Source organism: Pseudoalteromonas sp. A757 (genome assembly GCF_004103285.1).
Lineage (GTDB): Bacteria > Pseudomonadota > Gammaproteobacteria > Enterobacterales > Alteromonadaceae > Pseudoalteromonas > Pseudoalteromonas galatheae.
In genome coordinates, this window is sequence record NZ_QNQN01000066.1 from 126,303 (window position 1) to 138,430 (window position 12,128).

At 43.2% G+C, this 12,128-nt stretch carries 9 protein-coding genes and 1 tRNA gene; 4 read left to right on the plus strand and 6 right to left on the minus strand.

Annotation, left to right across the window (positions count from 1 at the left end; genetic code table 11):
• Positions 1 to 60: 60 nt before the first annotated feature.
• Together DRB05_RS09745 and DRB05_RS22695 are read right to left on the minus strand one after the other, a co-directional pair.
• A tRNA-Trp gene (locus DRB05_RS09745) sits at positions 61 to 137 on the minus strand.
• Positions 138 to 367: 230 nt separating this feature from the next.
• On the minus strand, positions 368 to 511 hold the full coding sequence (locus DRB05_RS22695; protein WP_162499748.1) for a hypothetical protein: 144 nt from the start codon (positions 509 to 511) through the stop codon (positions 368 to 370).
• Positions 512 to 1,020: 509 nt separating this feature from the next.
• Between DRB05_RS22695 and DRB05_RS22830 the strand changes: the two genes are divergently transcribed.
• The gene (locus tag DRB05_RS22830) at positions 1,021 to 1,356 is read left to right on the plus strand and encodes a hypothetical protein (protein WP_205125731.1); all 336 of its coding nucleotides are present in this window, start codon (positions 1,021 to 1,023) and stop codon (positions 1,354 to 1,356) included.
• 402 nt (positions 1,357 to 1,758) lie between these two features.
• Here DRB05_RS22830 and guaA read toward each other — a convergent pair whose 3' ends face one another.
• Positions 1,759 to 3,333 (minus strand): glutamine-hydrolyzing GMP synthase, encoded by a 1,575-nt coding sequence (gene guaA / locus DRB05_RS09750; RefSeq protein WP_088529796.1) that lies wholly within the window; start codon positions 3,331 to 3,333, stop codon positions 1,759 to 1,761.
• A 105-nt stretch (positions 3,334 to 3,438) separates the two neighbouring features.
• Positions 3,439 to 4,908, minus strand: coding sequence for an IMP dehydrogenase (gene guaB / locus DRB05_RS09755; protein WP_102057463.1), 1,470 nt, complete (start codon positions 4,906 to 4,908; stop codon positions 3,439 to 3,441).
• A gap of 131 nt (positions 4,909 to 5,039) precedes the next feature.
• Between guaB and xseA the strand changes: the two genes are divergently transcribed.
• Positions 5,040 to 6,377, plus strand: a complete 1,338-nt coding sequence (gene xseA / locus DRB05_RS09760) for an exodeoxyribonuclease VII large subunit (protein ID WP_128726775.1) — start codon at positions 5,040 to 5,042, stop codon at positions 6,375 to 6,377.
• 49 nt (positions 6,378 to 6,426) lie between these two features.
• Here the strand turns inward: xseA and cysE are convergent, their stop codons facing one another.
• Positions 6,427 to 7,248, minus strand: coding sequence for a serine O-acetyltransferase (gene cysE / locus DRB05_RS09765; protein WP_095729844.1), 822 nt, complete (start codon positions 7,246 to 7,248; stop codon positions 6,427 to 6,429).
• 239 nt (positions 7,249 to 7,487) lie between these two features.
• Between cysE and DRB05_RS09770 the strand changes: the two genes are divergently transcribed.
• On the plus strand, positions 7,488 to 7,895 hold the full coding sequence (locus DRB05_RS09770) for a diacylglycerol kinase (protein ID WP_128726776.1): 408 nt from the start codon (positions 7,488 to 7,490) through the stop codon (positions 7,893 to 7,895).
• 75 nt (positions 7,896 to 7,970) lie between these two features.
• Here the strand turns inward: DRB05_RS09770 and DRB05_RS09775 are convergent, their stop codons facing one another.
• The gene (locus DRB05_RS09775) at positions 7,971 to 10,847 is read right to left on the minus strand and encodes a pitrilysin family protein (RefSeq protein WP_128726777.1); all 2,877 of its coding nucleotides are present in this window, start codon (positions 10,845 to 10,847) and stop codon (positions 7,971 to 7,973) included.
• Positions 10,848 to 11,116: 269 nt separating this feature from the next.
• Here DRB05_RS09775 and DRB05_RS09780 point away from each other — a divergent pair, with 269 nt between their 5' ends.
• Positions 11,117 to 12,073, plus strand: coding sequence for a methylenetetrahydrofolate reductase (locus tag DRB05_RS09780; RefSeq protein WP_128726778.1), 957 nt, complete (start codon positions 11,117 to 11,119; stop codon positions 12,071 to 12,073).
• The last annotated feature ends 55 nt before the right edge of the window (positions 12,074 to 12,128 follow it).

Here is a 12,128-nt window from a genome sequence, read left to right on the forward strand (position 1 = left end):
TAAGCAGTTTAATTTTTTAGGGAGTTTACTTTGAAAATATGCGAAGTGCAAAATAAGAAGTGGCAGGGGCGGCAGGACTCGAACCCGCAACCATCGGTTTTGGAGACCGCTGTTCTACCAATTGGAACTACGCCCCTGCAATGTCGACGCATTATAAAGCGCTTTTTTGAAAGGTAAAGTGAAAAAATCACTTTTTTGATTCAACTGCTTCTAAAACAAGCAAAATGGCGAATATTTATCATATTGGCCATTTTCTTAAGCTGATGCTAACTCATTTTAGAGTCATTATTCCCACTTGAAGATCAACAGAAGAAAATATATCTACATAGCAGCTAGTTAGAAAGCTCCCTGTTCTCGATACCATCACCTATACCATGCGCAGAACTTTTTGATTTTTTGCTGATCGGCGCTTTAGTTCAGCTTTGGCCCAAGCTTCGTCTTGCATACCAAGACGAAGCTCTTGTATCTCTTCAACACTCAGCCGTCGCGGACCCGAGGTAATCCTATCCATCTTGTGCCTCCAACTCATCGCAGTACATTCTAAAACGCATTAAAGCATAAATAGAGAAGCCAAAGACAGAAAATGTGACATTGATACCGAATTGGCCTTGTCAGCATTGTAAGGTAGGTATCTTGCGGCTAATTGGCGTATTCAAGTTAGATGCAACACCGACCAAAGTAGACCGAACGAGTTAGCAGCTTGATAGCTGCTCAAAATCAATTAGTTAACCTGCTTAATTGCTCAGGCTAGCGGCCTCTGTACGCTAAAAAATATAATTGCTTATTAAGGTAAATTTAGGTGTAATGAATACATAATGAGCGCTGAGCAATGCAGGGAAAGCTTACATAACACTAGCTAAACTGAATACACTAGCTAGGAAAGTGAGAGCCTCCAAAAAGCAAATTCCCTTAGCATAAATAACACCAACTCTGAGACATCGAGCGGGTAGCGGCTCAGTCCAACAAGCGATTATGCAACACAAACTGCGTGTCGCATAAATACTAAATTGTTAGGTAACCATGAGAGCTTTGAGCAAAATTTTATTTTCCCTACTTTTTGCCTATCTATCGGTATTGCTGTTAGTTGTAGGCTGGGAATATTACATGCTCGGAATTATAGAGCAGCCGAAAATGATTGAAGAATATAGGTTCGGATCTGAAGCAATGGTGTCAAATGGTGGAATGAAATATAAAACACACCAAGCATATGTTGCGCATAGCTTGAAGTTTGTTCTCATTACACTAACCTCCATTTTAGCTGGTTTATCAGTTCTAAAGTTCGCAAAAAAGAACAGTGTTTGGAAAGCTAATGCAATATTTGTGTTATCTATCTTGGTTCTGTTTATGTCGGGGTAGTTGGTTACCTAACAAGTGCCTAAACCAAAGGACGCAAAACAGCAGGCTTGCGCTCCTTTGTCGCTAATTGTAGCCTGCTATTTTTCGCCGGTTAGGCAAGCGTTAGCCCATAGAAATTTTTATGCGAAATTCGCCTAATAAAGCCGGCGACCTAAAACGTTTATGTTCAGAAACAAGTTACAGCTTCACCATAATCGGTTTGATATATGTGAAATGAGGTGCTATGCAGCCACGGCCTCCAAAAAATAGCAGGCCAGCATCACTATAAACATCACTGCGAAGAAACCAAATACCTCCGCAAGGTTTTTTAAGAAAGTAAGAATTCATAAAAAAGCCAGTCAGAAATACTGACTGGCTTTTTATTAATCTAACGAAAGCTAGGTTAGGTTTTTACAACCAAGTTTATTCCCACTCGATTGTCGCTGGCGGCTTACCTGATACATCGTAAACCACGCGAGAAATACCATCAATTTCGTTGATGATACGGTTTGAAACGTGGCCTAGTAGCTCGTATGGTAAATGCGACCAACGTGCTGTCATAAAGTCGATAGTTTCAACACAACGTAGTGAGATCACCCAATCGTATTTACGTGCATCGCCCATCACGCCAACAGAGCGTACTGGTAGGAACACGGCGAATGCCTGAGACACTTTGTGGTATAGATCCGCTTTATGTAGCTCTTCAATGAAGATAGCGTCAGCACGGCGCAGTAAGTCACAGTATTCTTTCTTGATTTCACCAAGTACACGAACACCAAGACCTGGACCTGGGAACGGGTGACGATAAAGCATGTCATATGGTAGGCCAAGCTCTAGACCAATCTTGCGAACTTCGTCTTTAAATAGTTCACGTAGTGGCTCAACCAGACCAAGCTCCATATCTTCAGGTAATCCACCCACATTGTGGTGAGATTTGATCACATGCGCTTTACCTGTTTTAGATGCTGCCGATTCGATAACATCAGGGTAAATTGTACCTTGCGCTAGCCATTTCGCATTCACACGTTGGCTTGCTTGCTCATCAAACACTTCAATAAAGGTGTGACCGATTGCTTTACGTTTGTCTTCAGGGTCATTTAAGCCGTTAAGCGCGTTAAGGAAACGCTCTTCAGCTTCTACTTTGATGATGTTCAGACCAAACTTATCACCGAACATATCCATTACTTGCTGGCCTTCGTTCAAGCGCAGCAGGCCATTATCAACAAATACACAGGTTAGCTTGTCGCCAATCGCACGGTGAATAAGCATTGCAACCACTGATGAATCAACACCACCAGATAACCCAAGGATAACCTCGTCATCCCCTACTTTCTCTTTGATACGCTCAATTGCATCTTCAATGATTTGCTCAGGCGTCCATAGTTTTTCACAACCACAGATATCAATTGCAAAACGCTCTAGTAATCGCAAACCTTGCTGAGTATGCGTTACTTCTGGGTGGAACTGTACACCGTAGAAACGCTTTTCTTCCCAAGACATTGCCGCATGTGGGCAAGTATCCGTTCTCGCTGAAGTTTTGAACGTGTCTGGAATTTTAGCAACTTTATCGCCATGGCTCATCCACACGTCTAGGTAACCTGCACCATCTTCGATGTGATCTTCAATCGCTTCAAATAGCTTACAGTCACCCACTTTCTCTACTTTTGCGTAGCCGAATTCTTTTTTATCTGAGCTATGTACCTGACCACCAAGCTGCATTGCCATCGTCTGCATACCGTAACAGATACCCAGTACAGGCACACCGGCTTCGAATACGTAATCTGGTGCTTTTGGGCTACCTTCAAGCGTTGTTGACTCTGGGCCACCTGATAGAATGATACCTTGCGGATTGAACTCACGGATTTGCTCTTCTGTCACATCCCAAGCCCAAAGTTCACAGTAAACACCAATTTCACGTACACGACGTGCAATTAGCTGAGTGTATTGCGAACCAAAGTCTAAGATCAAAATTCGGGAATCGTGGATATCTTTGCTCATTGATAATCTCGTTAGTTAGGAACTAAACAGGATAAAGCCGCATTGCGTCTCTATCAAAAGTAATAAGGGCTAGCAACTTGCTAGCCCAGAAACACGCCTTGAGGCTTAACCCATACGGTAGTTAGGCGCCTCTTTGGTGATCTGCACGTCATGTACGTGAGACTCACCCATACCCGCAGAAGTCACACGTACAAACTGCGGCTTAGTATTTAATTCTTCGATGGTTGCACATCCAGTTAAACCCATTGCACTGCGAATACCACCGATTTGCTGATGGATAATCGTTGCGATCGGTCCTTTGTATGCTACGCGACCTTCAATACCTTCAGGTACTAGTTTGTCAGCAGCATCACTCTTCTGGAAGTAACGGTCAGATGAACCTTCTTTTTGGTTCATCGCACCAAGAGAACCCATACCACGGTAAGACTTGTAGTAACGGCCTTGGTATAGTTCAACTTCACCAGGAGACTCTTCAGTACCCGCCAGCATTGAACCCACCATTACACATGCAGCACCAGCAACTAGCGCTTTTACGATATCACCAGAGAAACGGATACCGCCGTCGGCAATCACTGGAATATCACGACCTTTTAGGCCTTCTACTGCGTCTGAAATCGCAGTAATTTGTGGTACACCACAACCTGTAACGATACGAGTAGTACAGATAGAGCCTGGGCCAATACCCACTTTAACGGCGTCTGCACCAGCATCAGCCAATGCAATTGCGCCTTCAGCTGTTGCTACGTTACCTGCAACGATTTGTAGTTCTGGATAAGTTTCGCGCGTTGCTTTAACGCGATCAATAACGCCTTGAGAATGGCCGTGAGAAGTATCGATTAGTAGTACATCAACACCCGCTTCAACCAAAGCAGCAATACGCTCATCAGTGCCAGCACCAACACCAACAGCAGCACCAACACGAAGACGGCCTTGCTCATCTTTACATGCATTTGGTTTATCTTGCGCTTTTTGGTAATCCTTAACAGTGATCATGCCTTTTAGTGCAAATGCGTCATCAACCACAAGGATCTTTTCGATACGGTGTTCGTGCATTAGGCCAAGGATCTCTTCACGAGATGCCCCTTCTTTTACTGTCACTAAGTCATCTTTCTTGGTCATGACCGTTGAAACCGCTTTTTCTAGCTTAGTTTCAAAACGCATATCACGGCTAGTCACGATCCCTTCAAGTTGGTTGTTTGCACCAACAACCGGGAAACCTGAGAACCCTTTGTCCTGTGCAAGCTCCATTGCTTCTGCAATGGTAAGATCAGAAGTAACTGTCACAGGGAAAGAGATAATACCCGCTTCATACGTCTTAACTTTACGTACGTTGCGAGCTTGCTCTTCGATAGTCATGTTTTTGTGGATAAAACCAATACCACCTTCTTGTGCCAGAGCGATCGCTAGGCGCGCTTCTGTCACTGTATCCATTGAAGCGGAAACAAGCGGTAAGTTTAATTCAATCCCACGTGTCAAACGCGTTTTCAGGTTTGCGGTGTGAGGAAGAACAGTTGAATGAGCTGGTACTAAAAGTACGTCGTCAAAGGTAAGGGCTTCTTTTGCAATTCTTAGCATGTTCGCGGCTTCTCTCAAGTGAACTGAGTATAAGGAATTGCGTGCGAATTTTATCAGCGTTCCTTATGGGAGTAAATAAAATTTAGCAAAAAATGTGATAAAGTGACTGTGAATTTTTTATGGAGGCCAACATGGGATACCCCAATAATAACAAAACCTATTCTGTATCAAGACTTAACAGAGAAATACGCGCGCTCTTAGAACAAGGTTTTGCCTCTGTACAACTCACCGGAGAAATTTCAAACTTTGTTGCTCCGGCCTCAGGGCATTGGTATTTTTCTCTAAAAGATGACAAAGCCCAGATAAAAGCAGCCATGTGGCGAGGTAATAATCGTTATTGTAACCATCGCCCAGCCAACGGTCAGCAGGTAATGGTACAAGCTAGAGTGTCAGTGTATGAGCCTCGAGGCGACTATCAATTGATAGTCGAACAAATGGCCCCTGCCGGTGAAGGTTTGCTCAAGCAACAGTTTGACGCCCTTAAAATGCAGCTAGCCGCAGAAGGCCTGTTTTCGGCTAGTCACAAAAAGCCTTTGCCAAGTGTCATTAATCGCGTGGGGGTCGTCACCTCAGCGACAGGCGCTGCCATCAAGGATATTTTGACTGTACTCAAACGTCGCGCCCCACAGTTACAAGTCGTTATTTACCCAGCCCTAGTGCAAGGCGATGAAGCCAAGCAGCAGATTTGCAAACAAATCGCTCAGGCGAATGCTAGGCGCGAGGTAGACGTATTGATCGTTGGTAGAGGTGGCGGCTCATTAGAAGATTTATGGAGCTTTAACGAGGAGCCAGTCGCAAGGGCCATTTTTGCCAGCTTAATTCCGGTGATAAGCGCAGTAGGGCATGAAATAGATACTACCATTTCCGACTATGTCGCAGATATCAGAGCGCCAACCCCATCGGCGGCCGCCGAATTAGTGAGCCCAGACTCTGAAGCGCTAAAACAGCGTACTTCACAGTTACTACAATATCTCAATCAAGCTTTTAAACGTCGCCTTGAAGGTGCATCACAGCGTTTGGCAAACTTTGAAGCCCGACTGCAGCTACAACATCCTAAAAATCAACTAATGCAGCAAACACAGCGAGTTGATGAATTAGAACAGCGATTAATTCGTGCTCAAGCCCATCACTTACGTCAAAAGCAATCGCAATTTCATCTACTGCAGCATAGATTTGACCGATTACATCCAGAGCAAAGGATCGCTCAATTCAAGCAATTGGTCGCACAACTCGGTGATAAGTTGCAGTATGCAATGGAGCAAAAGCTTAACACACAAAGACATCAACTCGCGGTATCAAGCGCAAAACTAGACAGCGTCAGCCCACTGGCGGTGTTAGCTCGGGGTTATAGTATTGCCAAGCAGGAAGATAAAGTGATTAAGTCTGTGGCGGATGTCGACCCAGAAAAGCCGATAATCACACAACTTGCTGATGGTGAGGTGGTGTCTACGGTAAAAGCAACCCAATAAGAGGATATAAAAATGGGGAAGTGATTTCCCCATTTTTAATCTAATAACCTTACAGCATCGCCGAAGTGATAGACTCATTTTCGAGCCTATCATCGTCTTCTAAGAAGTTTTGGTTCATACTCTCTGCAGGACATGGGCACGACGGCTTACCAACCACCTTAGCTGGAACGCCCACCACAGTGGTATGCGGTGCAACAGGGCTAAGCACAACGGAACCGGCTCCAATTCGAGCGCCCTCTCCTACTTCAATGTTGCCAAGTACTTTGGCACCCGCACCAATCAATACGCCGGCACGAATTTTCGGGTGACGGTCCCCCTGCTCGTTACCCGTACCACCCAGTGTGACTGATTGCAGGATAGAAACATTGTCTTCAATAACTGCGGTTTCACCAATAACTATACCAGTCGCATGGTCAAACATAATACCATGACCGACTTTACAAGCAGGATGGATGTCAACACCAAATACTTCAGAGGTTCTACTCTGTATAAAGCGAGCCAACTCCTTTCTGTCTTGACGCCAGAGGCAGTATGCCAATCTATGTGCTTGGATTGCATGAAAACCTTTCAGATTTAAGATTACGTTGAGATAACTATCGGCAGCCGGGTCGCGATCTTTAACGGCTTTTATATCATGTGCAACATGAGTCAGCATGGTATCGCAGTGCACAAAGGCTTGATCGAATAGCTCACGAATTGTAAATGCTGACACCACGGCATCCGCCAATTTATTTGCAACGATAAAGCTTAATGCAGAACCAAGACACTCGTGATTTAAAATACTCGAGTAAACGTGACTAGCAAGTAATGGTTCGCGAGCAACCAATTCATTGGCTTCTTCGCGTAACTTATTCCAAATCTCATGTCTCATGTGACAAACTTCCGATAATACTGATACTGCTCATAGTGTAACGCTTAGAGTCATTAAGTGTCATGTATTATAAAAAATCAGACTTCAAACTCTTGGTTATATCTAATAACCAACATATTTTAATGCCGTTTTAAATACACCAAATTAGACCAAAGATTCTTACAATTTAGTACTGTCGAACTAGACAGATCTTCGTATAATAACGCCCCATTGAACACTACCAACGCAGGATCGCGAATATGTCGATAAAGATCAAGACAACGGATACCAACAAACCAAATGGCACAGGGCTTGCGCGAATAATAAAAGCAACGCATTGCTCAGCGAAAGGAATGAAAGCGGCATACAAAGAAGAGTCGGCATTTAGACAAGAAACGTGGTTACTGGTGGTGAGTCTTCCTTTATCAATCATATTGGCACAAAGTATTGCTCAATGGGCCTTATTGGTTGGTAGCGTATTGCTGATATTAGTCATCGAGCTTATCAACTCGGCAATCGAAGCGCTGACAGATAGAGTGAGTACCGAGCACCACTTGCTATCTGGTCGTGCAAAAGATATGGCATCAGCGGCCGTAACATTGACACTATTAATTAGTTCGTTAATTTGGATAGCCGCTGCAGTGGAGTGGTTCAACACCATAACCTAAAACTACGCGTGGTTTTGACACAAAAAAATGGCGGCTAAATTTTTAGCCGCCATTTTTTATTAAGCTGAATAATAGCTATTCAAACACTTTTTCTACATCTAACGTTTTAATATTCTTACTTGGAATATTGAGCGGGTATGTAGCAATTTCAGCATCTTCAGCCAGTAATGCGTCAGGCTTTTTCGTGTTATAAGTCATAGGAGATGACTGCTCAGCACTTAGACGCTTCGCCATATCTTTCGCATCACCTGTGATAAACACATAGTGAATATCTTCGGTTTGCAAATTCTCTTTGATAACACGGTTGATATCTTCAACAGACAGCGACGCTAGCTGCTTTGTTACATAGGCAACAAATTCGTCGGTATTATAGAACTGGCTATCAAGTGCATAACCTAGCTGCCTATCTTGGCTCGCCACCATTTGCGGCACAAAGTTGATTAAGAAGTTACGTGTTGCTTCAAAGTCTGCTTGGCTCATCCCTTCTTTGATCAGCTTATCGAGTTCAAACAATGCCGTACGCGTTGCAAAATGGGCATCGTTGTTAGAACGAAGTGGGCGCAACCAAACTTGGAAAATTTGCTCACTACGACCTAGGTTTGCATCTGGCTTAGTTTGGAACATACCACGAGGGAAGTATTCAATATAAGCGTAGTCACCATAGTTCATACCACGAACCTGACGGATACGCTGGTACAAGTGGCTGTTTGAACTGCGGTGCTCACCAAAGTATGAACGCACTAACCAAAGCGCAGCCCAATCTTTGCTGCTACGAACCGTGTCGATTGGAAAACCAAAAGAGACCGCTGTTGATTTTGCATTCTTTTCTACGATGGTTGCATGATGACCAGATAACTTAGGGGCATCAGGCACTTGTAAACGCGCTTCTTCGCCTTTAGGTAAAGCCGCAAGGTCGTTAAACATCGCTTCTTTTAGCTGTTTATCGAGTGCACCTGTGATACCCAGGTTGAGTTTAGCTTGAGTAAACTGCTGAGCGTAAAAAGCCTTAACGTCATCTAGAGTAATTGCTTCCAAGTCTGATAAATCACCAAAGTTATAGCTTTCGTATGGATGGCCTTTGTACAGCTCGTGATAAAGCACTTCTTTACCTAGCTCTTCATCATTTGACGCTTTCAAACCAGCCTTGATGCCATCAATTAGCTCTTTTTTCAGACGTTTAAAATCATCTTCTCTGAACCCTGGGCTCAAGAGCTGCTGGCTCACAATGCCATACCATTGATCAGCATTGTCTTTGTGAATACGACCACGTAAAGAAATCATTTCTTTATCGATTTGATAACCAAAGCTACCAGCGATCGGGTACAGCGCCTTTTGAATTTCTTTGTATGATTGCGACTCACTTCCGCCCTTGGCAATCATAGCCGCAGTAAGCGCAGCAAGACCTTTTTTACCCTCAGGATCTGCGGCAGCACCTGTGTAAAAAAGAAAATTCACATCTACCAGCGGTGAATTATTGGTCTTGTCTAACACGTTGAAATGACGCGTAACTGGCTTGTCCATTTTTGCGACTAATTTATCTAAGTTAACTTCCTTATCAAAACCAGAAACAGACTCAAGTGCAGACATAGTCACCGTGGTGCGGCTGCTGTCCACAAAGTATTTATTGGCAATATCACGAATATCTTTTGCAGTGACTTTATCAGCACTTGCATATAGCTCATTTATCACTTCAGGGTCACGCTCAAAGTGCATATAGCGCGCGAGTGTCGAAGCAATAGATTGTGATGAGTCAAGGCCGTTAATAAAGCTGTACTTTAGGTTTGATTTAAGTGCAGCAAGTTTGTTTTCATCTACCAGCTCGGTACGTGCTTTTGCGTAAGTGTTATTGATTGCATCACGCACGGTTGCCAAATCTTTTTCGTCTTCAACTTTAACGAAAACATGCAGAAGACCAGGGTCTTTGGTTTCAGGATTATAAGTAAACATTTGGCTTGCAAGCTGTTTGTCTACCACAAGCTCTTGATACAGCGCTGAGTTTTCAGAGAAATACAGCTGCGAGATGAGATCGAGTGCCGCACGGTCTTTTTTCTTCGGCTCCCATGCAGCGCCTTTATACGAAACTAGCAACCAGTGGCCCGGTAAGCCATCGTATTTTTCGTGAACATAACGCGCTTTTTCTTGCTTTGGCTCAACAGGAATATCAGCTTGGTAGTCACCCTTTTTCCAATTACCCCAATGCTTTTTCACCATAGCCATGGTTTCTTTTGGATCTACGTCACCCACAATAACAAGCGATACGTATTCTGGCTTGTAAAAACGCTCAAAGAAGGTTTTACCATAGGCCATTTGATCTGGCATTGCTTCGATGTCTTCAAAAAAGCCCATTGTCGTGTGTTTATAGGTATGTTTGTCAAATGCTTCTTTTCTTACCGCAGAAAGTAGCTTTCGAATTGGACTGGCATTATTTTTAAGGTATTCACCTTTCACGGTTAGTGCTTCGGTACGAAACTGCTCTTCACTGTAAGTCAGGTTTTGAAAGATATCCGCTTCGATTTCTAATACTTTATCTAAATGCTGCTTCGAGAAATTTAGGTGGTAGTTCGTGTAGTCATTGGTGGTGTAGGCACGATTATCAACACCTGAATTTTTCAAAATGTCCGAATAAACGTCTTGTGGATACTTTTCTGAGCCTTTGAACATCATATGCTCAAAGAAGTGAGCAAAGCCGGTTTTACCCGCTTCTACTTCATTACGCGAACCAACAGAAACCGGAATTTGTAGCGATACCACATCAGGATAGTTAGTTTTAACTACCATGACGCGAAGGCCGTTTTCTAGCTCTTCCAAAACATAATCTTGGGCGAATACTTTATTGGATTGGGCAGCTTGAGTACTTACAGCTGACTGTTGAGCTTGGTCTGAATTCGTCGCTGCACAGCCACTAAGCGCTAAGCTTACGGCAAAGCTGGTTGCTAGTAATTTGAATTTCATGAATTTGGTCCTAATCATATTTTTTATTCTAAGTAAGTCGTGTTCACTTACGTTAGTAAACCTCCTGATTATGCCCCAAAGCCATACTAATTCGCTAATTTCCAAGGTGATTTACCATCCTAATGTGTAAACAAATATGAAATTTTGATTAGAGTGCTTGAGATAAATTCATAATTATTGAAATTCTTTCATTAAAAAATCTATCTAGACGTCTAAATGGCTGCTATATTAATAAAGAGATACAGAAATGCTTTTGTGGAATGAGGATTATGGCTTTAACGCTTCAAGAGAAAATCATTGACCCTAACCAAGGGGTATATTTAATTGGTACCACACCACCTAAGATTGGCACTGACCCAGAGCAGTTAAAATCAATTGCCGCTAAGCTTTTGGGTCGTTTACATGAGATTGAATACGACGGCGTGATCATCTATGACATTCAAGATGAAAGCAGCCGTACTCAAGTACCACGTCCATTTCCTTTTAAGCACACCGTTGATCCGTGTGAATATAGCCAGTTGATCCGCGAATTATCACACCTTGATGTAATTACGTATAAAAGTGTGGCACAGCGCGATAGTGAAGCTTTTGGCAATTGGTTAAGCAGCACCAAACAGCAATATGGGTTAAACAATCTAGTATTAGTGGGCAGTCCGTCTTCACAAGGCGATATTAAGTTACCGCTTTCTGAAGCCTATGATGTATTGAAGCATCACCAAGATGACTTTTTCTTGGGTGGTGTAACCATCGCAGAACGTCACGCCAGTAAGCGCAATGAACACGAAAGATTAATTGATAAAACAGAGCAAGGCTGCCAGTTCTTTGTATCACAAGCGGTGTATGACGCTCAGGCAACCATAGATCTAATCACAAGTTATGCCCGCACTTGTAAACAGCAAGGGCAAACACCAAAACGCATTATTCTTACCTTTACTCCATGTGGTGGAGAAAAGACCTTGCAGTTTATGGAGTGGCTGGGGATCTCAGTACCTGAAGCAACCAAATGGCGCATGTTAGATGCAGAAAACACACTAAGTGAGTCAATTCGTATTTGTAGAGAGAATCTAGATCAAATCTTAAAAAGCTGCTCACATCTAGATATTTCGCTGGGCTTAAATATTGAGAGCTTAACAAACCGCAAAGAAGAAATTGACGCGTCGATAAACCTTTATAGGCTATTAAAGGCGACCATGGAACTATGCCTTGCGGAAAAGCAAATTGCTTAATGCAGTCTAAGCCAGCTTCATCAAGCTGGCTTTTCTGTTAACCTTGCTGACTTAT

Coding starts and splice junctions, on each gene's coding strand:
- DRB05_RS22695 (WP_162499748.1), bottom strand. CDS start 511: ATGGATAGGATTACCTCGGGTCCGCGACGGCTGAGTGTTGAAGAGATA.
- DRB05_RS22830 (WP_205125731.1), top strand. CDS start 1,021: ATGAGAGCTTTGAGCAAAATTTTATTTTCCCTACTTTTTGCCTATCTA.
- guaA (WP_088529796.1), bottom strand. CDS start 3,333: ATGAGCAAAGATATCCACGATTCCCGAATTTTGATCTTAGACTTTGGT.
- guaB (WP_102057463.1), bottom strand. CDS start 4,908: ATGCTAAGAATTGCAAAAGAAGCCCTTACCTTTGACGACGTACTTTTA.
- xseA (WP_128726775.1), top strand. CDS start 5,040: ATGGGATACCCCAATAATAACAAAACCTATTCTGTATCAAGACTTAAC.
- cysE (WP_095729844.1), bottom strand. CDS start 7,248: ATGAGACATGAGATTTGGAATAAGTTACGCGAAGAAGCCAATGAATTG.
- DRB05_RS09770 (WP_128726776.1), top strand. CDS start 7,488: ATGTCGATAAAGATCAAGACAACGGATACCAACAAACCAAATGGCACA.
- DRB05_RS09775 (WP_128726777.1), bottom strand. CDS start 10,847: ATGAAATTCAAATTACTAGCAACCAGCTTTGCCGTAAGCTTAGCGCTT.
- DRB05_RS09780 (WP_128726778.1), top strand. CDS start 11,117: ATGGCTTTAACGCTTCAAGAGAAAATCATTGACCCTAACCAAGGGGTA.